This window comes from Pseudomonas mercuritolerans, assembly GCF_025706525.1.
Lineage (GTDB): Bacteria > Pseudomonadota > Gammaproteobacteria > Pseudomonadales > Pseudomonadaceae > Aquipseudomonas > Aquipseudomonas mercuritolerans.
The window spans coordinates 193,139-215,654 of the sequence record NZ_JAMSHA010000011.1; the positions used below are offsets into that span (position 1 = coordinate 193,139).

22 protein-coding genes, 1 tRNA gene and 1 pseudogene are annotated in these 22,516 nt (G+C 59.9%); 11 read left to right on the plus strand and 13 right to left on the minus strand.

The window, feature by feature from the left end:
- Positions 1 to 130 precede the first annotated feature (130 nt).
- Complete coding sequence (locus ND528_RS26415; RefSeq protein ID WP_129999035.1) at positions 131 to 490, plus strand: DUF6124 family protein; 360 nt, start codon at positions 131 to 133, stop codon at positions 488 to 490.
- 285 nt (positions 491 to 775) lie between these two features.
- Here ND528_RS26415 and ND528_RS26420 read toward each other — a convergent pair whose 3' ends face one another.
- The 10 genes from ND528_RS26420 to ND528_RS26465 form a co-directional block, all read right to left on the minus strand.
- Entirely contained in the window at positions 776 to 1,756 is a 981-nt protein-coding gene (locus ND528_RS26420) for a LysR family transcriptional regulator (RefSeq protein WP_263471580.1), read from the minus strand.
- A 439-nt stretch (positions 1,757 to 2,195) separates the two neighbouring features.
- Positions 2,196 to 3,137 carry a peptidylprolyl isomerase gene (locus ND528_RS26425; protein ID WP_263471581.1) on the minus strand — a complete coding sequence of 314 codons (942 nt, stop codon included), beginning with the start codon at positions 3,135 to 3,137 and terminating at the stop codon, positions 2,196 to 2,198.
- On the minus strand, positions 3,134 to 3,604 hold the full coding sequence (locus tag ND528_RS26430; protein WP_263471582.1) for a YbjN domain-containing protein: 471 nt from the start codon (positions 3,602 to 3,604) through the stop codon (positions 3,134 to 3,136). Before ND528_RS26430 ends, ND528_RS26425 begins: the two co-directional genes overlap by 4 nt.
- 17 nt (positions 3,605 to 3,621) lie before the next feature.
- Positions 3,622 to 4,251, minus strand: coding sequence for a DNA repair protein (locus ND528_RS26435; protein ID WP_110599522.1), 630 nt, complete (start codon positions 4,249 to 4,251; stop codon positions 3,622 to 3,624).
- A 17-nt stretch (positions 4,252 to 4,268) separates the two neighbouring features.
- Positions 4,269 to 5,966 (minus strand): putative porin, encoded by a 1,698-nt coding sequence (locus ND528_RS26440; protein WP_122704456.1) that lies wholly within the window; start codon positions 5,964 to 5,966, stop codon positions 4,269 to 4,271.
- Positions 5,967 to 6,005: 39 nt separating this feature from the next.
- The gene (locus ND528_RS26445; protein WP_263471583.1) at positions 6,006 to 6,710 is read right to left on the minus strand and encodes an energy transducer TonB family protein; all 705 of its coding nucleotides are present in this window, start codon (positions 6,708 to 6,710) and stop codon (positions 6,006 to 6,008) included.
- Between the two features lie 3 nt (positions 6,711 to 6,713).
- Positions 6,714 to 7,139, minus strand: coding sequence for an ExbD/TolR family protein (locus tag ND528_RS26450; protein ID WP_003201710.1), 426 nt, complete (start codon positions 7,137 to 7,139; stop codon positions 6,714 to 6,716).
- An 11-nt stretch (positions 7,140 to 7,150) separates the two neighbouring features.
- Positions 7,151 to 8,950, minus strand: a complete 1,800-nt coding sequence (locus ND528_RS26455; RefSeq protein ID WP_263471584.1) for a DUF2341 domain-containing protein — start codon at positions 8,948 to 8,950, stop codon at positions 7,151 to 7,153.
- Between the two features lie 12 nt (positions 8,951 to 8,962).
- On the minus strand, positions 8,963 to 10,561 hold the full coding sequence (locus tag ND528_RS26460; protein WP_122704462.1) for a ShlB/FhaC/HecB family hemolysin secretion/activation protein: 1,599 nt from the start codon (positions 10,559 to 10,561) through the stop codon (positions 8,963 to 8,965).
- Positions 10,562 to 10,615: 54 nt separating this feature from the next.
- Entirely contained in the window at positions 10,616 to 11,218 is a 603-nt protein-coding gene (locus tag ND528_RS26465; protein ID WP_408005066.1) for a transposase, read from the minus strand.
- Positions 11,219 to 11,603: 385 nt separating this feature from the next.
- Here ND528_RS26465 and ND528_RS26470 point away from each other — a divergent pair.
- The 4 genes and pseudogenes from ND528_RS26470 to ND528_RS26485 all read left to right on the plus strand — a co-directional run bounded on the left by ND528_RS26470 (position 11,604) and on the right by ND528_RS26485 (position 15,747).
- Positions 11,604 to 13,228 (plus strand): annotated as a pseudogene (locus ND528_RS26470) (NADP-dependent glyceraldehyde-3-phosphate dehydrogenase).
- Between the two features lie 102 nt (positions 13,229 to 13,330).
- Positions 13,331 to 13,687: a DUF3302 domain-containing protein gene (locus ND528_RS26475; protein WP_130912428.1), complete on the plus strand. Its 357-nt coding sequence runs from the start codon at positions 13,331 to 13,333 to the stop codon at positions 13,685 to 13,687.
- A gap of 2 nt (positions 13,688 to 13,689) precedes the next feature.
- Complete coding sequence (locus ND528_RS26480; RefSeq protein WP_263471585.1) at positions 13,690 to 14,649, plus strand: HlyD family secretion protein; 960 nt, start codon at positions 13,690 to 13,692, stop codon at positions 14,647 to 14,649.
- A 57-nt stretch (positions 14,650 to 14,706) separates the two neighbouring features.
- Positions 14,707 to 15,747, plus strand: a complete 1,041-nt coding sequence (locus ND528_RS26485; protein ID WP_263471618.1) for an FUSC family protein — start codon at positions 14,707 to 14,709, stop codon at positions 15,745 to 15,747.
- A 3-nt stretch (positions 15,748 to 15,750) separates the two neighbouring features.
- Here ND528_RS26485 and ND528_RS26490 read toward each other — a convergent pair whose 3' ends face one another.
- Entirely contained in the window at positions 15,751 to 16,644 is an 894-nt protein-coding gene (locus ND528_RS26490; protein WP_263471586.1) for a DMT family transporter, read from the minus strand.
- Between the two features lie 148 nt (positions 16,645 to 16,792).
- On the opposite strand from ND528_RS26490, the gene ND528_RS26495 reads away from it, so the two are divergent.
- Both ND528_RS26495 and ND528_RS26500 read left to right on the plus strand, forming a co-directional pair.
- On the plus strand, positions 16,793 to 17,230 hold the full coding sequence (locus ND528_RS26495) for an Lrp/AsnC family transcriptional regulator (RefSeq protein ID WP_263471587.1): 438 nt from the start codon (positions 16,793 to 16,795) through the stop codon (positions 17,228 to 17,230).
- 57 nt (positions 17,231 to 17,287) lie between these two features.
- Complete coding sequence (locus tag ND528_RS26500) at positions 17,288 to 17,617, plus strand: YceK/YidQ family lipoprotein (protein ID WP_129998645.1); 330 nt, start codon at positions 17,288 to 17,290, stop codon at positions 17,615 to 17,617.
- Positions 17,618 to 17,682: 65 nt separating this feature from the next.
- Here the strand turns inward: ND528_RS26500 and ND528_RS26505 are convergent, their stop codons facing one another.
- Entirely contained in the window at positions 17,683 to 18,354 is a 672-nt protein-coding gene (locus ND528_RS26505) for a Bax inhibitor-1/YccA family protein (RefSeq protein ID WP_008006561.1), read from the minus strand.
- 123 nt (positions 18,355 to 18,477) lie between these two features.
- On the opposite strand from ND528_RS26505, the gene ND528_RS26510 reads away from it, so the two are divergent.
- The 3 genes from ND528_RS26510 to ND528_RS26520 all read left to right on the plus strand — a co-directional run bounded on the left by ND528_RS26510 (position 18,478) and on the right by ND528_RS26520 (position 20,618).
- Positions 18,478 to 18,565, plus strand: a tRNA-Ser gene (locus tag ND528_RS26510).
- 230 nt (positions 18,566 to 18,795) lie between these two features.
- The gene (locus ND528_RS26515; protein ID WP_263471619.1) at positions 18,796 to 20,235 is read left to right on the plus strand and encodes an ATPase domain-containing protein; all 1,440 of its coding nucleotides are present in this window, start codon (positions 18,796 to 18,798) and stop codon (positions 20,233 to 20,235) included.
- 23 nt (positions 20,236 to 20,258) lie between these two features.
- The gene (locus ND528_RS26520) at positions 20,259 to 20,618 is read left to right on the plus strand and encodes a response regulator (protein ID WP_016774585.1); all 360 of its coding nucleotides are present in this window, start codon (positions 20,259 to 20,261) and stop codon (positions 20,616 to 20,618) included.
- Here ND528_RS26520 and ND528_RS26525 read toward each other — a convergent pair.
- Positions 20,613 to 21,569 (minus strand): fimbrial protein, encoded by a 957-nt coding sequence (locus ND528_RS26525; RefSeq protein WP_130909798.1) that lies wholly within the window; start codon positions 21,567 to 21,569, stop codon positions 20,613 to 20,615. The two genes, ND528_RS26520 and ND528_RS26525, sit on opposite strands and share 6 nt — an antisense overlap.
- Positions 21,570 to 21,898: 329 nt before the next feature.
- On the opposite strand from ND528_RS26525, the gene ND528_RS26530 reads away from it, so the two are divergent.
- Positions 21,899 to 22,483: a hypothetical protein gene (locus ND528_RS26530; RefSeq protein WP_056785683.1), complete on the plus strand. Its 585-nt coding sequence runs from the start codon at positions 21,899 to 21,901 to the stop codon at positions 22,481 to 22,483.
- The last annotated feature ends 33 nt before the right edge of the window (positions 22,484 to 22,516 follow it).

Genomic DNA, 22,516 nt, shown 5'->3' on the forward strand with positions numbered 1-22,516 from the left:
GCGGCTGTACGTGGGAGACCTTCGGGTCTGCCGGTTCTAGAGTCCCGGTCTGCGACCCGCGTATAGCTGCCACCAACCATTTCGTATCGCAGCGAAAGTTGGCAGCTCCATCGACTCTAGGAGCTTTACCATGATCAAACCCACACCCAACCCACCCGAAACCGACCCCACCTCCCCCTACGAATCCCTCGATTCAAAAAAACTCCACCAAGCCGCCGACCGCGCCCTCGACCACTACCTCTGCCCACCCGGCTCAACCCCACCGCCGTTCAGCCCCCGCGCCATGTACGCCGTCACCGCCGACACCAAAAATGAAGACCTGCTGGCCAACGCCTGCGAAACCCTCGCCTCAGCGAAAACCATCGCCCAGGAATTCGCCGGGCTGGTGAAGCCGTCGCAGCGGCGGACGTTGATGGGGATTGCGCAGTTGATCATGCTCGGGGAACTGGCGGTGAATCGGGTGCTGGATAATCTGGAGTTGCCGCGGTAGCTGGCCCCGCTATAGGGCTCTGACTCAGGCGCCGGCAGTGCCGACGCCTTCGCGGGCAAGCCCGCTCCCACAGGGAATTTTTGTCGCTCACGCGGCTGCGGTTACACCGCTGAATTTGTGGGAGCGAGCTTGCTCGCGAAGGCGGTGGGTCAGTCACTGTAGCTTCGACTGGCGGATTGCATTCGCGAGCAGGCTCGATCCCACTGTAGATACGGTTTGTTCAGTTGCGGGTGTGGGGGCTGGGCTGGCGCTATCGCGAGCAGGCTCACTCCTACACGGGGCGGGTCAAGGCTGGAACCATTCGTGGCGTTCGTTGAAGGTTTGCTGGATGAGGTCGGTGAGGGCTTTGATTTCGGGTGCGTTTTGTGAATCGGCGTTGATCGCCAGCCACGCGTGTAACTGCATCGGTTCGGCGAATAATCCGGGCAATGCGATGAGGCCTCGGTCGAAGCGGCTCATGTATGTCGGCAGCAAACCGATGCATGCGCCGCAGCGGATCATCTCCAGCATGAGTTCATAAGATTGCATCTGCACTACTCCGGCCAACCGCTGCTCGACCAACTCATTCCACGGGCGAAAACTCGGAACCTGTCGATCATGCTGCCACTGCACCAGCATGAAGTCCGCCAGATCATCCGGCGTTTCCGGTCGCGCTGTCACCCGCGAATAGCGCTTGGCGATGTGCGGCAGATACGCAATCCGCGCGATGTGTTGCGGTTCGCTGATGGCAAATGCTGGGCCGGGATTTAGGCTCTCCCCGGGTGCGAGCCACAGGACAATGTCGGCGCTGACCGCACGCAATGCCAGTTCGCTATCCAGCGCGATAATTTCCAGACGCAGGCTAGCGTTGCGCCGCAGCAATGCGATGAGGTCGCGGCCGAGGATGTCGTGGAGAATGGACTCGGCGATGGCGAGGCGGATCAGCGGTTGTTCGATGACCGGGAGTTTGCGTTGGTGGGCCAGGGTGCTGAGTCGGGCCTGCAACTGTTGGCCTTCGCGGGTGAGCGTTAGGGCGCTGCCCTGGAAGCTGAACAGGCTGTGTTGCAGTTGTTGTTCGAGTTGCGCGAGTTGTTTGCGCAGCAGCGTCGAGCGCACATTGAGGCTGCGCGCGGCTTGCATGAAGCAACCGCAGCGGGCGCTGACGAGGAAATATTGGGCGACTTCGCTCTCGATGGTCGCGGCCTGGTTGAGCCAGGGCTCGGATCTGGATTGCGGCGATTGATAATCAGCGGTGCCCGGGCGTCCTGCGGGTTCGGTGAATGACATTGATGACTCCCTGTCGATCTAATGTGGTGATCGTTACGCAAATCTTGTAGGAGCTGCGGCACGCTGCGATCTTTTGATCTTTAGAAGCAAGGTCAAAAGATCGCAGCCTCGTTTCACTCGACAGCTCCTACAGGTTCGATGTGTGTAGGAGCTGCGGCACGCTGCGATCTTTTGATCTTTAAAAGCAAAATCAAAAGATCGCGGCCTCGTTGCACTCGACAGCTCCTACACGGTCGATGTGTGTAGGAGCTGCGGCACGCTGCGGTCTTTTGATCTTTAGAAGCAAGATCAAAAGATCGCAGCCTCGTTGCACTCGACAGCTCCTACATGGTCGATGTGTTTAGGAGCTGCGGCGCGCTGCGATCTTTTGATCTTTAGCAGCAAGATCAAAAGATCGCAGCCTCGTTGCACTCGACAGCTCCTACAGGTTCGGTTTTTGTCAGTTGCCTATTATCTTGTTGAGTTCGGCGCCGTCGATGCTGAGGGTGGCGGTGTTGAGCATGCCGTCCAGATACGCCTGGGCGATCTGTTCCTGGCGTTGCGCGCGCAGGGCCTGGGTCAGTTGGTCGCGCAGTTCCTCCAGCGTCGCGGTGCGGGCCGGTTGTTGTTCGGTGAGTTTGATCACGTGGAAACCGGCGGCGCTTTGCACCGGATCAGACACGGCGCCCACCTTGAGCCGCGCCACGGCGCTACGTACTTCCGGGACCAATTGCTGCAACGGTTGCAGGCCGGTATCACCGCCCCGCTCTGCCGTGACGCGATCCTGCGAATATTGCGTAGCGAGCGCCGCAAAATCAGCCGGTGCTGACTGCGCCTTCTTGCTCAATTCAGCGGCTTGTTTGCGCACTGTTTCCACATTCGCTGCGTCACTGACGCCAAGGAAAATCTGACTGACCCGGTACAGCGCCGGCGTCTGCCAATTGGCCTTCCCCGCGTCGTACGCCTGCTGCAACTCAACCGCGCTCGGATATTCCGCCGGCACCTGACTCACCGAGCGCAAATAATCACGAAACACGATTTGCTCAGTCGCTGCGCGAGTCTGCCGGGCGACGTCTGGCCGCTGCGCCCAACCCTGTGCGTCAGCCTGTTCCAGCACGGCTTTTTCTGCCAGTCGCGCACGAATCCAGCGCTCCAGCGCCTCACGGTTGCCGCGCAGTTGTTCGCGGGTTTGCGCCGGGACAGTGGCCAGCAGCGCCTGCAATTCCTCTGGCGAAACCTGCTGATTGCCCAACCGCGCGACCGCTGGCCCGGCTGCAACCGCCATCACCGGCGAGGGCTGCTGAGCGGCGACCGGATCACTGCCCGGCCGCAGCACCAGCGCCACGGCCAACACCAACAACGCCAGCGCTCCGGCGCCGATCACCATGGCAGGCTTTTTCACAGCGCGACTTCCTCTTGTTCGGCGACAGCGGATTTGGCGGTGTGCGTAGCAGCGGTCTGGCTGAAGTCGCGCAGGTACACGATGAATTCCTGCAACAGGCGATCCCACAACTCCAGGTTGCCGCGCAGGTGCTCGTTGCTCACGCCAGCAGCCACGACCACGTCCATCTCCATGACCAGAAACTCACCCTGCAACGACAACCGTGCAAAACGTCGAGTAGCGTTCCACTGCTCTGCGACTCCCTCAGGCAACTCACCCTGCACGCGCAGCGCACAGCTGAAGGTGAAATCGACGAAGCTGCCCTGCTCCACCGCCGGGTTGCCGAACCGCACGGCGTAGCCGATGCCCTGACTGGCGCTGAGCAACTGGACGATGCCGTTCTGTTCGCTCGGATTGACGCGGTAACCGGCGGCTTGCAGTACCTCGGTCAGCGATTGCGGGGAAACGTGGGTGATCAATTGAGTCATGACTTTCTTCCTTGTTATCAGTGAGCGATCGCGGCTTGCGGCGCGTCGAATTGGGTTTTGTACAGCTCGTCGCCAAAGCCTTGCGCCAGCTCATCGAACTTGACCCGGGCGCTGCCGGCGAAGGGCTGGCGGATCTTCATCACTTCGGCGACGTCGATGTTTTCGTAGGCCGTGAGGATCTGTTTGGCGACGCCGTACATTTGCTGATTCTTGGCTGAACATTGCTGCACTTGTGTGTCACGTTCCGCCAGTTGCGCTTGCAGCTTCGTGCGTTCGGCTTCTTTGCCGCGAGCGAGGACCAGCAATTCGTCATAGGCTTTTTTGAACTTGCCGGTCTGCTCGGCACTGGCCGCCACTTGTGCCTGCGCCTGGCTGTGCAGGCTCTGTTGTTGTCCGGCCAGTTGCTCGGCGAGGCCTTTGGCTTTGGCCAGTTCGGCAGTCAGCTGCTTGATCTGCGCTTGCGCTGCCTTGGCTTCGTTCTGCGCCGCCAGTTGCGCGGCGCTGGCCTGGGCCTGCTGACTTTGCAGGGCCTGCAATTGCTGGGTGGTGCTGCGCAATTGCGTGCGCAAGCGCTCTTCCATGCCTTCGCCGTTCGCCCCGGTGGCAATCAACAAACCCAGGCCCAGCGCGAGAAAACGCGTGTTCATAAAGCTCTCCCGGCGCCTTAGAAGCGCGTGTTGATCTCAAGCTGCAAGACGTCGATGTCGAACGGCGCGCCGTACACCGCTTCGGTGCTCATCCAGCGACCCGTGGCGGAAACGTTCTTCGCCAGGCCGTAGTTGCCGCCCATGAAATAGCCCTTGGCGTTGGTGCCGCCGAGGTGGAACGACGAGTCGTTGAAGCCGTCCGGCAAGGCGTCCGGCTGGATGTACTTGTAGCCGGCGAACAGGTTCCAGTCGCCCTTGCGCTTGAGGTCCAGCGCGTTGCCGAGGGTGAACTGCACCATCCATGCATTGGCGCCGCTTTCGATCTCGCCGCTGCTGTCGAGGTTGTTGACGATCTGCCCGGCGGAACGCTTGCGCATGTCGCCTTCGTCGTAGCTGAGGTTGTGGATGTAGTTGCCTTGGCTGCGCAGTTTGAAGTCCTGCGGCAGGTCGGCATCCCAGACCACGTTGAGATCGAGCAGGTTGAACTCGGACGCGAGGCCGACGAATTGCGGCTGCGGCGTGGCGCTCGGGTTGAGCGGGTTCGGCGTGATGTCGCGCAGCAGGAACACGCTGTTGCCCTTCTGCATGAACGCCGCGCGAGTGCCGTCGCTGTCGCAGCCCGGCGCGCCGGCCCACGGTTCGCAGGGGCTGGAGCGCTGGCCCTGAATGTCGTCGAAGCGGTAATAGGCCAGCGCGCCTTTGAGGCGGTTGTTGCTGTTGATCGCCCATTTCGCGCCGAGCTGAGCGCCGTAAAGCCACTTGTTGTCGCTCTCTTCCTTGTCGAAACCGTTGCTGCTGGAGGTGTCGTTGGTGTAGTCCACCGGGAACGCGCCGACGGTGCCGAACACGCCCCAATCGCGGTTGAGCTTGTGATCGAAAATCGCCGCCACACCGTCGAAATTCAGGTCGTTGGAATAGAGCATGTCGGTGGACATGAACGGGTTGGCGAAGCGCCCGCCGGTCAGGGTCAATTCGTCCATTGGCTTCCAGGTCAGGTAGCCCTGATCGAGCCAGATGTCCTTCTTGGCAAAGCCGCCGCCGAGGTTCTGCGTGGTCGATACCGGGTTGTTGTCCGAACCGGTGCCGATGCGAATGCCGGCGGTCCATTCCTCCGAAATCACCGCTTTCATGCCCAGGCGAGCGCGCAGGCGAAAGAGGTTTTCGCGGTCTTCGCGGGTGTTGAGCAACGGCGGCAGGCTGGTGCTGCTGTTGGGATTTACGTCGTACGGGCCATTGTTGTTGAGCTTGGCGAAGTCGACAATTTCGTTGCTGTTGTTGCCCGAGTAGTAACGCGATTCGTCACGCAGGCGAATGTCACCGTCGAAGCTGATGCGCGAGGCCCAGTCCGGGAAGGTATTCGGCGCTGCCCAGTTTTCCTGTTTGGCGGTGGCCATGACCTCGGCTTTGACCTGATCGCGGATCTGGTCGCGCACTGCTGCCGGTACGTACTGCACGCGCACATCCCCCGGCGCGGCGACCGGTCCGGCCGCGACTGCGGTGGACGCGGCAGCCTGTTTCGCCTGCGCCGCTTCGTTCTGCGCCTGGGCGATCAGCGCGTCGGCCTTGTCCTGCTTGAGAATGCCCTGCTCGACCAGCAAGCGGATCAGATTGATCGTGGCGTTTTCCGAGGGCGCAGGCGCTGCCACGGCCTGACCGACCAGGGTCGCAATGACCATGCCGACCGCCAGGGACAATCGATTCACGTTGGAAATCATCTGCACACAACTCCTTTTGCCGAAGCTTGAATAAGTGAATTAACCCGGACGCCGCCCCTGCAGGGACAGGCGCACGGGCAAAGTGATGGAGGCCGGAGGCCGTTCGCTGAGGGCTGGCGCACCACGTAATGCGGCCAGCACCTGGGTATCGATTTGCGGGTTGCCGCTGGACTTGATCAGCTCGACACGGGTGATCTCGCCGACGCTGCTCAGCCAGACATCGGCCTGCAGCGAGAATGCGAGGTTGCGCAGCTCGGGGTTCTCGCGCAGCAAACGCTGGAAGGTGAACGCGAGAAACTGGCTGTACGTGCCCGTACCCAAACGCCCACCGCCGGCACCGGCCATGCCGCCGCCCTTGCCCGCGCCGATGTTGAAAGCGTCGCTGCCGGCCTGCGCGTCGCCGTCCATTTGCATCGGGTTGGCCAGATCGTCGGCCGGCGATGGCGGCGCCTCTTCTTCAGGCTTGACCTCCTCCGGCTCCGGCGTTGGCTCGGGCTCGACGACTTTTTCTTCCACCGGCGTTTCCGGCTCTGGCGGTTTCTCCGGCGGCGGTGGTGGCGGTGGCGGCAACGGAATGATCGTCGGCACCTTCGGCGCTTCGCGACGCACGCCGGCCATGTCGTTGGCCCACTGCCAGAGGAACCACGCGGCGAGCGCGGCGACCAGCAGTCCGGCGCCCCACTTCACATAGCGCAACGGCGACTTTTTCACGGGCGGCGGATCAATCGGGAGTTGTGCGGTCATGACTCAGCCCTGACTCGGTTTGCCGGTAACGAGACCGACCTGGGACAGTTCGAGCCGGCGCAGCAGGTCGAGCACTTCGATGACTTTCTGGTACTGCACCGTCGCATCGCCACGCACGATCACCGGGAAATCCGGGCTCTGCGCTTTCTCGATGCGCAGGCGTTCTTCCAGCTCGGCCAGCGTCACGGGATAGGCATCGAGGAACACCTGGCCGCCGTCGTTGACCGAGATCGCCTTGGTCTTGGCTTCCGACAGCGACACCGACGCGCTGGCCTTGGGCAGGTTGATCTGGATCCCGGAGACCTGCGCGGTGGCGGTGAGGATGAACATCACCAGCACCACCATCAGCACATCGACCAGCGGGGTGATGTTGATGCTGTCGACGGCGGCATCGTCATCATCGTCATGAGAGGCATTTACGGACGCCATGACAGTGCTCCTCAGGCCGGTACGGAGTGGTTGGCGTGATGGCCGCGCTGGTGCGACGCCTCACTGAACTGGCTCTCGCCGTGCATTTCCGCCAGCCGGGTAATGAACTCGTCGACGAACACGCGCATGTCGGCGCTGACTTCCTTGTTGCGAGTGATCAGGCGGTTGTAGCCGAACAGCGCGGGGATCGCGACGAACAGGCCCATCGCCGTGGCCAACAGCGCGGCGGCCATACCGGGAGCGATGGCGTTGATGTTGACGTCGCCGGCCATTGCCGTGCCGAGGAACACCACCATGATCCCCAGCACCGTGCCGAGCAGGCCGATGTACGGGCCGCCGGCGATGGCGTTGGACAGGGTCGAGAGTTTCGAACTCAGTTGCTGGTTTTCGCGGGTGCGCACGCCGTCCATCGAGCAGCGGATGGCTTCGATGGTCGCCGCTGAAACCGAGGAGGTATCGGCGCCCTGCTCGCGGCGGGTGCGAATCTCTTTGACTGCCACCAGATACAGGCGCCACAGCGACGAATGCTGCAGGCGTTGGGCGAGTTGCGCGTCGTCGGCGAACATCTCCAGACGTGTGCCGACCTTGGCGAATTGCGCGCGGAAATCTTCGTTGGCAGCGGTGACGCGGCTGAGGCTGCGGTTCTTGCGCAGCATGATGATCCACGACTGGAACATCATCAGTACCAGCACGGCGATGATCACCCAGGCGTCAATTGGCACCGCGTTAAGCAGGAAGCCAAGGCTGCCGAAACCGAAGCCGGACTGCTCTTCATCGACGCCGTAAGCGACCAGTTTCGACTCGGCGCCTTGCGAGGTGGCATCGGCCAGCAACAGCGCTGCCGGACGAGCAACTTTCGACAAGCGCAGTTCGTCGATGGCGCCGGTGAACGGCTGGAACGCACCTTCATGCAGATCAGCCCCGATGGCCATGACCGAGTTGAACGCTGGCATCGCCTGAGCCAGTGCAGCGCTCTCGCGACCGTTGATGTACAGGGTGACTTTCGAGCCTTCGGCGGTCAGCGCGAGGTGCTGCCATTGCGCCGGCGTCAGCGCTTGCGTGGCGGCGGCGCGCTGACCGTCGATTTCCACGAACGGCAGGCCTTGGCTGACGCCGATGAGCAGACTTTGCGTGCCCTCGCGACGCGCCAGGATCACTTGTTCGCCGCTGGCCTGATCCAGACGCAGCCAGGCGCTGAAAGTGAACGCGCTGCCAGCGTTGTGTTGCAGCGACGGACTGGCCGGCAGCAACAACGGCTGGCTGCTGAACTGCAAGGCGCGCCCGACGACGCCATCGATCGCTGTGCCGGTCGCGCTTTGCGCGGTGTTGCCGTACGCCGTGGTGTCTTTCGCCGGGGTGCCGGTGGCGCCGTCGAAGTGATACAGCGCGGTGTAGTTCGGATCGAAGGTGAGTTGGCCGTTGCCGGTGGCCGGGGCTTTCTGGTTGCCGTAGTACATCCAGATGTCCTGACGCTGACCGCCCTCTACATTCGGCACATCAACCCAGATCAGCGCCATGCCCATCAGCGCATCGAAACTTTCGATCTGGTGGTTGAGCACGGTTTTGTCATCGGCGGCGACAAAGCGCAGATCCGAGCCGTCCTCTTTCACACCGTCGAAGGTGAAGTTGCCGGTGTGCAGGCGCACCAGCAGCGCGGTGCGGCCGAGGGCCTGATTGATCGCCGCGCCTTGAGGCGTGGTGTCGACGGCAATCTGTTTGCGGTAATGCCAGTCGTCCTGCCACCAGGCCTGAGCCGTGGCCGGGAGCACGAAGCCCAGGCAGATCAACAACGAAAGGAAGAGGCGTTGCATGGACGTGCTCCGTTAGAAAGTGGCTTGAAGGTTGAAGTGCAGGCGCGATTCCTGCTTTGAGGTGTTCGGCCCTTCGAGTAGCGGGTAGCCCCAGTCGAGGCTGCCGGACAGCCATTTACTCAGGCTGGCGCGGGTGCCGAGGCCGACGCTGGCCAGGGCGTAATTGGCGTCCTGGTCCGGCAGTTCATCGCGCAGGTACAACTGCGCGCCCTCGGCGAAGGCATAGAAGCGCCAGTCCTGCATCCACGTGCCGGCGAATTTCGCCAGCGACGGTGTGCGCAATTCCTGGCTGAGCAGGTAACCGTCATCGGCGGTACGTTCAGCCGCGAGATAGCCGCGCACCGAGGTGGCGCCACCGGCGGAGAATTGTTCGTTGGAAACCAGCGGCCCCGAGGCGAGTTGGAATGCGGCTTTGCTTGCGCTCTGCCAGTCGCTGTCGAAGGTCCAGGTGTAGTTGGTGTCGCCCTTGAGCACGGCGAAACTCGGTTTGGCGCGATAGCGTTTGTAGTCGAAGTCTTCGTCGTCGCTGCCGTAGCCGAATACGCTGCGGGTGGCGGCAACCAGGCTCAGGCCGAGGCCGAGCTGGCTCTTTTCGCTGTAGCGATAGCCGTTGTAGGCGAAGGTGAACGGCGCGTATTTGAGCGGCACCTTGTCGCTTTCGCCGGACAGGCTCAGGCGCTCGTCGAAGTCCTTGAAGTCGATACCGGCGGACAGCGAATTCGACCAATTGCCGCTCGAGGGCAATGTGTAAATCGCCGCGACGCCGTAGCTGTGACCCTTGCCGAGCACGTTGCTGCCGCCGATGGTGGCAACGTTGCTGTCGGACTGGTAACCGGAGAACTGCACGCTCCAGCGCTCGCTCAGCGGCGCGGTGTAGGAACCGGACCAGACCTTGGCATTGTCGGTTTCCTGCGGCGCGGTGAAGAACGTCAGGTTGACGCTGTGGCCGAGCTGCCAGAGGTTGTTGTAACCGAGGCTGGTGACGCTGCGCAGCTTTTCGGTGTCGGCACTGTAATCGTTATTGAGACCGACGCTGGCCGTCCACGGGTTCTGGTCTTCGACCTGCAAGTCGACATCCATGGTGCCGGGCCGCTGACCTTCGCGCACCAGCGGCATGACCTGGCGACCGGGGGTCTTGTTGAGCTGCGCGAGTTCGCCCTGGACTTTGGCAAAGTCCGGCACCTCGCCTTCTTTCAGCGCCGGTACGTTGTCGCGGATGTCCAGCGGCGAATAGTGTTTGGCGCCGACCACGCGCACCCGGCCGACTTTGGTTTCACTGACTTGCAGATAAACGATGCCATCGGCCACGGCCTGCTCGGGCAGCTCGACGAACACCGATTGATAGCCGCGTTCCTGATAGGCCTTCTGCAACGCATCGCGGGCGCCTTCGATGTCGCTCAAGGCTTTCTGCGGGCCGAGAAACGGGTACACCGCTTCTTCGATCGCCCGGGCATCGAGCACGGTATTGCCGCGCACGAAGTATTCGTTGACGTCGACCAGTCGCTGCGCGGCGGGCGCTTCTGTGCCCTCCTCGGCCAGCGCCGGCTGCGCGCCCGCCGTCACCAGCAGCCAGCCCCACAGCGCCAGCCGTGACGTGAAAATCCGTTCCACATTACCCCCTGAAATTCGCGATGACCTGTGGGCGTTAGCGCCCGGTGTGCTGCGTCAATTGCTGATCGTTGTGGCGCAGGCGTGCTTGCCCAGCCAGGTGTGCAACAGCGCAAAGTTCAGCGAGAACTCGGGCATTTGCAGCAAGGCACCGCAGAACACTTCGCCGATGATTTTCTGAATCAGCAGCACCGCGCGCGGCTCGTTGAGCAACGTGGTGATGTCACGGCTGAGGGCGGTGAAGCTCCAGACTTTCTGGTTCAGGCCGAGGCCGACGAACCAGCGGAACAGCAGGTTGTAGTTCAGCTGTTCATAGAGCTGCTGTTCGCTGGGCACCGAATAGAGCAATTGCAGGAGCAGGATGTGCATCACCGTCTGCGCGGGAATGAGCATGCCGGGCACGGCATTGAGGTCGTGCAGCAGGTCCTGATGGGCGTCGAGCAGATCGTCGATCTGCGGGCGCAGCAACACCAGCGAATGGCCCGGCGGAATGTAGCTGGACACTTCTTTCAGAGCGCCCTGCCAGTCATCCTGCGAGACGATCCAGACCCACGGCGCGCCGTAGCGATACACCGAAACCGGCTTCTTGCGCGCGGCTTCGACGATCTTCGACAGGCGTTGATCGAGCTCCTGCATGCCCACTTTCGAATAACGTTCCATAGTCCCCATTGCCTCACTCCCGGCGTCCCGCCCCGACTCGCAAAGTGCGCCCCGAAAGGCCCCTCAAGCGCGTTACACAGGCATGACCGGACTGGCAAAGGGCTACCGAACTTTTGTCATAAAAGCTTCATTACCGAAGACAGACTGACTAATTTGCACGATCGACCGTGGGAGCGAGCCTGCTCGCGAAAGCGCTGCGTCAGGCAATGAGGATGTTGGATGTGCCGCCGCCTTCGCGAGCAGGCTCGCTCCCACAGGGTGGACTGCGGTTGCACCGCTGCGTGACATTCGCGTGACATTCACGGGGTTAAATCCCGGCCCGTTCAGGCGTATAACCTTCACAAGACTTTCAATCGGCACGCCGACTTCAACACAGGGTAGTGACATGACCACAGCAAACATCCTTGGCAACCTGTTCCCTTCGGTCAGCGACATCCCGGAAAAATATCGCCTCGACGCTCAGGTCGAGCAGCGTGAATATCTGGTCGATGGCCAGTTGCGCCGCTGGGACGGCCCGCTCGCGCAGGTGCGCAGCCCGGTTTATCTGAAAAGCGAAAACGGTGAAGAACAGTGATCCTCGGCAGCACGCCGCTGCTGGATGCCGACACCGCGCTCACCGCCCTCGACGCTGCCGTTCGCGCTTATGACCGAGGTCAGGGCCTGTGGCCGACCATGCGCGTGGCCGAGCGCATCCAGCATGTCGAAGCATTCCTCGGCCGCATGCGCGAGCAGCGCGAGGCCGTGGTCAAGCTGCTGATGTGGGAAATCGGCAAGAACCTCAAGGACTCGGAAAAAGAGTTCGATCGCACCTGCGATTACATCGTCGACACCATCAATGCCCTGAAAGAACTCGACCGCCGTTCCAGCCGCTTTGAGCTGGAGCAGGACACCCTCGGTCAGATTCGCCGCGTGCCGCTCGGCGTCGCCTTGTGCATGGGGCCTTACAACTACCCGCTGAACGAAACCTTCACCACGCTGATTCCGGCACTGATCATGGGCAACACCGTGGTGTTCAAACCGGCCAAGCTCGGCGTGCTGCTGATTCGCCCGTTGCTCGAAGCCTTCCGCGACAGCTTCCCCAGCGGCGTGATCAACGTCATCTACGGCAGCGGCCGCGAGACCGTCAGCGCTCTGATGGCCAGCGGCAAGATCGACATCTTCGCCTTCATCGGCACCAACAAGGCTGCCAGCGACCTGAAGAAGCTGCACCCGAAACCACACCGCTTGCGCGCGGCTCTGGGTCTGGACGCCAAGAACCCGGGCATCGTCCTGCCCGAAGTCGATCTCGACAACGCCGTCAGCGAAGCGGTTACCGGTTCGCTGTCGTTCAACGGTCAGCGCTGCACCGCACTGAAAATTCTTTTCGTGCATGAAGACGTGGTCGACAGCTTCATCGAGAAATTCAACGCCAGACTGGCCACGCTGAAACCGGGCATGCCGTGGGACAGCGGCGTGGCGCTAACGCCGCTGCCGGAGTCGGGCAAGGTCGATTATCTGCACGGTCTGGTTGCTGACGCGCAAAGCAAAGGCGCACAGGTGGTCAACCCGAATGGTGGCGAATCCCACGCGTCGTTCTTCTACCCGGCAGTGCTGTATCCGGTGAATCCGCAAATGCGCGTGTATCAGGAAGAACAGTTCGGCCCGGTCGTGCCCATCGTGCCGTACCGCCACCTCGATACCGTGATCGACTACGTGCTGGAATCCGACTTCGGCCAGCAGTTGAGCATCTTCGGCACCAACCCGGTGGCGGTCGGCCGGCTGGTCGACACTTTCGCCAACCAGGTCGGGCGGATCAACCTCAACGCCCAGTGCCAGCGCGGCCCGGACACTTACCCGTTCAACGGTCGCAAGAACTCCGCCGAAGGCACGCTCTCGGTTCACGATGCCTTGCGAGTGTTTTCGATTCGTACGCTGGTGGCGACCAAGTTCCAGGAGAGCAACAAGGATCTGATCAGCGAGATCATTCGCGGGCGGGATTCGAGTTTCCTGACCACCGATTACATCTTTTGACGGGTGATCGGCAGGATTGAATGATCCTGCCGATCCGTCAGCCCCCCGGCGATTCAGTGACTACACTGAGCCCAGCATTGCTGGATGCCCGGGAGGCTGACCATGCTCGACTACTTCGCGTTGGGTTTGCTGGTTTTTGTCGGTCTCGTGCTGTTTTACGGGATCATCGTGCTGCATGACATTCCGTACGAGATCGCCGTTCACCGCAACCATCCGCATCAGGACGCGATCCATGCCACTGGCTGGGTCAGCCTGTTTACCCTGCATGCGCTCTGGCCGTTTCTGTGGATCTGGGCAATGGCCTATCGCGAGGATCGCGGTTGGGGTTTCGGCGATGGCAAACCCGTTCAGAACCATGTCATCCGGCTCGAGCAGCAGGTCATTGAGCTGCAAGCCCGGATCGAGCGACTCGAAGCGCAGTCGCCGGTTGCGCCTCACTCTGACAGCGGGGGGATCTGAGCATGGATCTGTTGCTCATCCTCACGTACGCCGCACTCTGCGTCGCCATCTTCAAGATCTTCCGCATTCCGCTGAACAAATGGACGGTGCCCACCGCTGTCCTGGGTGGCGTGCTGATCATCGGCGCGCTGATTTTCACCATGAACTACAACCATCCCTATTCCGAAGTGGCGCGCTCCTACTTTGTCTCGGTGCCGGTGATTCCGATCATCAGTGGCCAGGTGATCGACGTGCCGGTAAAGGGCAACGAACCCTTGGAAAAAGGCGACGTGCTGTTCCGCATCGATCCCACGCCATTCCAGAACCGCCTGAAATCGCTGAAGGCGCAACTGGTTGCGGCTAAGGGTGACCGCTACCGCATCACCGAACTGATTCGCCGCAACTTCGGCACCCAGCGAGAACTGGACGCGGCCATTGCCCGCACCGACGATCTGCAGGCGCAACTCGACAATGCGCAGTTCGAGTTGGACAACACCGTGGTTCGAGCACCGAGCAAAGGCTTCGTCACCCACGTTTCGCTGCGCCCGGGGATGATGGCGACCAAGCTGCCGCTGCGCCCGTCGATGGTGTTTATTCCGCAGGAAGGTCAGTACTTCGCCGCTTGGATGCGTCAGAACAGCCTGCTGCGTCTGACCGTGGGCGACGAGGCCGAAGTCGCCTTCGATGGCATTCCCGGCAAAGTCTTCGCGGGGCGAGTGAAAAGCGTTATCGGGGTGATCGCCGAGGGCCAGGTGCAACCTTCCGGCACGCTGATCAGCTACACCGGCTCGCCACCGGCCGGACGGGTGCCGGTGATCATTGAAATCACTGACCCGGCGTTCGCCGAATACAGCGCGCTCATGCCGGGCGGCGCCTACGGGCAAGCGGCGCTGTACAGCCAGCACTTTCATCACATCGGCGCGATGCGCAAAATCCTGCTGCGCATGTCCGCCTGGATGAATTACATTTTCCCCTTCCATTGATTTGACTGACTCACGAGGTTCGCACTGACTACTTACAGCACCCACCGCCTGCCACCGCTGTTGCGCCGTATCCTGCGTCCGCTGCTGGACCCGTATCGGCGCTACCGTCACGCCCGCCTGATCCATTCCGTGCGGGTCGCGTTGGGGTTGCTGGCGACGATTCTGCTGACTACTGGCATCAACCTGCCCCACGGTGAATGGGCATCGGTGACCATGCTGGTGGTGATCGGCGGTTTGCAGCACCACGGCAACATCGGCAAAAAAGCCGCCGAGCGCGCCATCGGCACCCTGATCGGCGCGGGGGTAGGCCTGGCGTTGGTCGCGCAACACGCCTGGCTGGACATGCCGTGGCTGACCTACTTTTCCATGGCCGTGGTGTGCGGTTTTTTCTCGTATCACGCGATTGGCAAGGGCGGCTACACCGCCCTGCTCTCGGCGATCACCGTGTTCATCGTTGCCGGGCATGGCGACAACCCGATCACCGATGGTCTTTGGCGCGGCGTCGACATCCTGATCGGCATCGCCCTCGCCCTGGCGTTTTCCTTCGCCCTGCCGCTGTATGCGGTCTACTCGTGGCGTTACAACCTCGCCGATGCCTTGCGCGATTGCGCCACGGTGTACGGGCGCATCATCAACGGTGAAGCGGTCAGCGCCGACGAGCATGTGCGGCTGATGAGCAAGGTGGGTGCGGTGATGGTGCAGTTGCGCTCGCTGATGCCGTCGGTGTCCAAGGAAGTGAAAATTTCCATGACCGAGCTCGACGCTATACAGCGCAACTTGCGCATGTGTATCAGCACCCTGGAGATTCTCGGCAATATCCGCCCCAACCTCAGCGACCCACAGGCCATGGCACATCTGCAAACGGCGCTGAAGGCTGAGCACCGGCAGATTCGCGTGCAGCTGATCGGCATGGCTCGCGCATTGAAAACCGGGGCCTCGCAACGGCTGGAGCGACCGATGGAGCTGCCAGCAGCGGACCTTGATGCGCCAGTCGCCAATACGCTCGACGGCTACCGGATGCTGACCCGACAACTGGCGGCCAACATCAGCGAGATGCGCCAGCGCCTGGCAGCAACCGCACCGCGCTGGAACATCTGATCCTTATTGCGTTGCCAGCCGCCGGGCTTTCCAGCCCCAACCTTGTTGCATGCCGGCGGCGGCCAGCAGGATCGCTGCGACGCCTATCCATTGCAGCAATTCGAGGCGATGGCCGAAGGCGAACCAGTCAACGAAGATCGCCGCAATCGGATAGATAAAGGACAGCGCGCCGGTCAATGCCGTCGGCAATTTCTGAATCGCACCGTACAGCAAAACGTACATCAGACCGGTGTGCACAATCCCGAGAGTCAGCAGACTGGCCCAGGCTTCGACGCCTTGCGGCAACGCATCGAAATGCGCGAACGGCGCGAGCAACAACACACCTGTGCAGACTTGAATCAGCGCGATCAGATGTGGCGGCGTGCCGGTCAGGCGCTTGATGATCAGTGCCGCGATCGCATACAGAAACGCCGCGCCCAACGCCAGGGCAATCCCCATCAAGTAATCGTTACCCTCCTCGCTTTGCGTGCCATGGGCGCTGACGATCGCCAGCATGCCCATGAACGAAATCGCCAGCCAGAACAGCTTCTGCAGGGTAATTTTCTCGCCGAGAAACAGTGCCGCCAGACCGACCAGCATGAATGGCTGCACGTTATAGACTGCGGTGCCGATGGCAATCGAGGCGCGGGAATAGGACGCGAACAGCAGCACCCAATTGCCGACAATCGCCCCACCACTGAGCACGGCGAGAAGAAACGTAGTGCGGGTGAGAATCCCTGGGCGCAGGAAGCCAAACCCGGCGCAGATCAACAGCAACGTGCCGGCGCCGAACACGCAGCGCCAGAACACAACGTCCAGCACCGGTTGCCCGGACACCAGCACAAACCAGCCGATCGTCCCGGATATCAGCATGGCGGCGGTCATTTCCAGCGAGCCGCGGCGAATTGGGTTGTCCATTATTGTTCTCCTGAGGCTGTGAGCGAAGCGTGGCAAAAGTATGCCAAGCGCACCTCGGGCTGCTCCAGCGCATAAAGCAGGCTAAACTTGGTTTTCGCCTTTTTTATCGAGGGTTATTTGCGCCCTTTGCCTAATCCGGAGTTTGAATGTGACTGACGATATCGATCAGATCCTTATCAGCGCGTTGATGGAAGACTCGCGGCGCTCACTGAAAGCGCTGGCGCAGATCAGCGGTTTGTCATCGCCCAGCGTGGCCGAGCGGTTGCGGCGTCTGGAAGAAAGCGGCGTGCTCAAGGGCTACACGGTGGAGATCGATCCGAAATGCTTCGGCTATCAGTTGCAGGCGATCGTCCGTGTACGGCCGCTGCCAGGGCAACTGCAGGAGGTTGAGCGGCAGATCATGTCGATCCCTGAGTTCACCGAGTGCGACAAGGTCACCGGTGACGACTGCTTTATTGCCCGCCTGCATGTGCGCTCGATGGAGCAGCTCGATACCCTGCTCGACCGACTGAATACGTTGGCTGAAACCAACACCGCGATCGTCAAGAAGACCCCGGTGAAACGGCGGCTACCACCGATGGCGTAGATGTCTTTTGGGAATGATCAGGTAGATTGTGTTTTTTCGCGGCTAAGGAATGGCGGTATGAAAATTCAGGCAATGCTGCTGGCGGCCCTGCTGATCGGCGGTTGTGGCACGATTCAGACGGTGGCGCGTAGTGATCAGGCTGCCGTGAACGGCCTCAAGGAGCAAAAAAGCTATTGCGGCGCGGTACCAAGAATCTACAGCGGCCTCGCCTATGATTTCTGCACGCTGAACGCACCGCTGGCCTCAGGCATCGATCCCGATGACCACCGCAACGCGGCCATTCCGGTGGTGCTGGTGGACGCCGTGGTGTCCGGCGCGCTCGACACCTTGCTCCTGCCCTACACGATCTATCGTCAGCAAGTGGACGGCAGCATCGTCATCAACTGAACGACTACTTTCTTCCAGACAATAAAAAACCCGCAGAAGCGGGTTTTTTATTGCAGCCATTACGATCAGTCGTCGCGGCTCATGATGCCGAACAGTTGCAGCAGGCTGACGAACAGGTTGTAGATCGATACATACAGGCTGATGGTCGCCATGATGTAGTTGCGCTCGCCGCCGTGGATGATCGCGCTGGTCTGGAACAGAATGCAGACCGACGAGAACAGCACGAAGCCGGCGCTGATCGCCAGTTGCAGGCCGCTGATCTGGAAGAAGAAGCTCGCCAGCGTAGCGCCCAGCAGGACAAAGAAACCTGCGGTGATGAAGCCGCCAAGGAAGCTCATGTCCTTGCGGGTGATCAGCACGTAGGCCGACAGGCCACCGAACACCAGTGCGGTCATGGCGAAAGCCGAGCTGACCACTTCAGCGCCGCCCTGCATGCCCAGGTAACGGTTGAGGATCGGGCCGAGCAGGAAACCCATGAAACCGGTCAACGCGAAGGCGGACACCAGGCCCCACGCGGAATCACGGAGTTTGTTGGTGAGGAAGAACAGCCCGTAGAAGCCGATCAGCACCACGAAAATGTTCGGGTAGCCGACACGCATCTGCTGGGCTACGAAGGCCATCACACCGCTGAATGCGAGGGTCAGAGCCAAGAGACCATAAGTGTTGCGCAGGACGCGGCTAACCTCTAGCTGCTCAGCCTGCACGCTGTTATTAACTGCGTAATCCTGTTCGCGCATGGCGACACTCCTGTTGGTTTGAAACGTTCAGTCGCAAAGATCATAACAGACGCTCTGTAACAAGCCATGCAGAGAGTTTGACAGTGTGTTTCATTCAGGTATTATGGCGCCCGCAACGCAAACGGAGGTGTGGCCGAGTGGTTTAAGGCAACGGTCTTGAAAACCGTCGACTGTAACAGGTCCATGAGTTCGAATCCCATCGCCTCCGCCATCTTATGTACGACAAAGCCCTGATTATTCAGGGCTTTGTCGTTTCTGGCGTTTGAAAATCGAATCTTCCCGTTTGCGGGTTGTCCCTATTCTTCGATCGCTCGCAGCCACTCTCCAGCCGTCAATTTCCAAGCTACTTTGCCTTCACCGCAATGGCCCCGAATTCAAATTGGCGTTAGCATTTCATCCATCCGGCTTAACAAGCCTGTTTATTCAGATCAGGGTCGCATTGTGGAAAAGCTAAAACGCCTTCAAAGCGGGATCGAAGGGCTCGACGCGCTGCTTCAGGGGGGCTTTGTCGCCGGTGCCTCGTACATCATTCAAGGGCGTCCGGGCTCCGGCAAGACCATCCTTGCCAACCAGCTAGGGTTTCACCATGCCCGTAATGGCGGTCGTGTGCTGGTCGCCACGTTGCTGGCCGAGTCCCACGACCGTCTGTTCCAGTTTCTGTCGACCATGAGTTTCTTCGACGCCTCGCGAGTCGGCGCGGAAATTCAGTTTGTCAGCGCATTCGATACGCTGGAAAACGAAGGCCTCGATGAAGTCGTGAAGCTGCTGCGACGCGAAATCACCCGGCAGAAGGCGACCGTCATGGTCGTCGACGGCCTGCTCAATGCACGCTCCAAAGCCGACTCGCCGATCGACACGAAAAAATTCATCTCTGAACTGCAAGGCCATGCCGCATTTGCCGGTTGCACCGTGCTGTTCCTGACCAGCTCGCGCCTGGACGACGGCAGCCCCGAGCATACGATGGTCGACGGCGTCATCGAAATGGGTGAAGAGCTGTTCGGTACCCGTTCGGTGCGCCGCATTCATTTGCGCAAGACTCGCGGCAGCGGCGCGTTGACCGGTCTTCACGAATGTGAAATCACCGATAACGGCCTGGTCGTCTATCCGCGCCTCGAAAGTCTTTACAAGCGCCCTTCCGCCCCTGACAGCGCGGACATGACGCGCATTCCAAGCGGCATTGCGTCGCTCGACGAGATTTTCGGTGGCGGCTTGCACAGCTCCAGCGTCACGCTGGTCATGGGTCCTTCCGGCATCGGCAAAACCACGCTGGGCCTGAAGTTTCTCGCGCAATCTACGGCCGAAGCGCCTGGCCTGCATTTCGGTTTCTATGAAAGCCCGCAGCGCCTGCGCCTGAAAGGCCGTTCGCTGGGCATTGATATCGAACACATGGAACACAGCGGCGCATTGAGCATTGCCTGGCAGCCAACAACGGAGGGTTTGCTCGATGGCCTCGGCGCACGCCTGCTGAGCCTGGTCGATGAGAGAGGCATCAAGCGCCTGTTCATCGATAGCCTGAGCGGCATGACACGGGTGTCAACCACACCGGAACGCATCACCGACTTTTTCAGTGCATTGATGAACGAACTGCGGTCCAGAGGCGTGACGGTCTTTGCCTCCTGGGAAATGCGCGATTTGTTCGGCTCCGAGGTCAGCGCACCGAACTCTGACCTGTCCAGTATTGTCGACAACCTGATCCTCATGCGGTTCTTTGAAAATCACGCTGAACTTCGCAGGACGCTTTCCATTCTTAAGGTACGCGATAGCTCCTACAACCCGTCGCGGTTCGAGGTGGTTGTACGCGATCAAGATGTGTTCCTGGAAAAGGCTTTGAAAAATGAACCTTCAGTCGCAGCTGAGTCATTGCCTGGTTCAATTTCGTAAGTCTTCAAGCGGGTTGAAATAACATGACCACCATTCTGGTAGTCGACGACGAGTATCTGATTGCTGACATTCTTGGCTTTGCGCTTGAGGATGAGGGCTTCATGACTGTGACCGCGAGCAATGGCAAGAAGGCTCTCGAAGTGCTGGAAAGAGAACGTCCAGCCCTGGTCATCACTGACTTCATGATGCCGGTCATGGACGGCCTCGAATTCGCCGAAGCCGTGCGTGCCCAGCCGTCCGTCAAACACTTGCCGATCATTCTCATGAGTGGCGCGCAAGCGCACATCGGCATGCAGCGTTCGGATCTGTTTGATGTGGTGGTGCCCAAGCCGTTTGATATTGCGGTGATTGTGGCTGAGGTAAAGAGGCTGTTGGGCTCATAGATACTCGACGACAAAGGCAATTTCGGCATTGGCATCGCCCGCTCGCATTTGCGCATTGGAAGGCTCGATGCGCACGAAGCGGGCTTGCAAGGAAACGGATGCATTACCGCCGCTCGATGTTGGCGCTTTCATTATGTAATTCTGGTTCAGCTTGAGTATCGTCCTGTCACTGAAGCGCATTTGCAATGCCAGCCCTTTGGCAGTGGAATTACTGTTGAGGTGTACCACGCCGGTATCAGCGCTCCATGCAGGGCTGCCCGCAGTGGGCGAAAAGGAGTACCTGAAGTTATTGATTCCGGGAGGACAGTTTTTCATATCAAGAAAGAAGTATTTCTCCTTCGCATAATCACCGTTCTGCAAAAAATCGCTCATGGTGTAGCTGCCCATATCCACTTTCACATCAGGTGTTTCACAAGACTGCGAGACGATCCGCGTGCCATTTGTATTCATTGCCAGAGGCTCGATCTCTGCAGCGACGAAGGTCCCAAGTTGGCCTGAGGGTATCGTCGCACTGCCGGAAATAGTTCCCGTCTTTACAAAACGCAAGATGTGCTCAGAACCATTCCAACCCCAACCGCCAGCAGTGTCGGTAGTTCCTGGAAAGCCTTTCCACGCTTTCCCCGATGGCGGTCGGACCCATTGCCAGCCGATTCCGGTATTTCCGATAGGAAAAATCTCCGCGCCCGGCTGAGTAACGCCGACAGTATTGCGTACACCTTCGTTGTGTACCGCAGAGCACCTGAATGAGCTGGGTATGGCGCCCAGGGTCACGATCGGGCTTTCATAGATAACCGTGCCGTTGGGCGTGTCACGAGGCACCGAGATCGTGGCTGGAAGCACCACCCTGACACTGCCCTTGGAATGGTCGGGATAAAATTCGCAAATTGCAGCCATTGCGTTAAATGGCAGTAAATACAAAAAACCGACAATTAAAACATGGGAAAACTTCATAGCAATCTCTCTGGACTCGCCGTGTTTGCAAACAATTGAATGGCGGACGATTGCGTAAACTATCAGCAGTAACGCCACCAAAGCGGCAGCAGACGATAATGAAAAAAAGGAGCTTGAGCAAAAAGTTTATTTATTCGCAAACAAGACAATTCTCATGGACCCACAAGAAACTTTAGATAGTCGGTTTAAACAATAAACCTTCTGCGAATTCTTTAACAAATGTTAGCCGTTATCGACATACGCAAATAGAGCACAATTTAAGACTCGTCTTAAAGGCCCAGCGAATCGAGGTTATTACACTGTCTACTCTTGATAGGAGAAACGATTCCGTGAGAGCCCTCGATACCCTCAATAGCTCAAAACCCCAGAGCAACGCCGCCATCTACTGCCTGACCATTCTTGCGCTGGCACTGATCGCCATGACTGTGGTCGCCGGCTACCAACTCAATGAACTGTTTCCACTGAAGGCTGTGGTGCAACAACAGGAGGTCCAACTCACCCAGCGCGCCGATGCAATCCAGTCGATGAGCGCAGAACTGAAGCGCCTGGCGGAACAGAAACAGGTTTTGGAAGCCGACCTGCTTAGCGCAAAGGAACAGGCGAAGGCCGCTGAGCACGCAAAAACCGAACTCGAAAACAACCGACAGGCAGCCCTGACCAGCGCGGCGTTAGAGGATGAAGATTCACTGTGCGCGATCATCGAGCAAAACATCCGACTTGTTGCGGACCAACTCAATCGCGACGATTTCTTCCGCCTGCGTGATGAGCGCGAAGCTGAAGCCGAAGCGGTACTTGAAAGCTATGAAAAACAACTCGCCAGCTGCATTGAGCAGTTGACAGCACAAACCGCATCGCCAGCACAAACTGACTCTGCACCCCATGCGCAAGACTTTGCTGCGCCGATCGAGCGCTGATCAAAAAGCCCTGGTAGCCAGGGCTTTACGTTT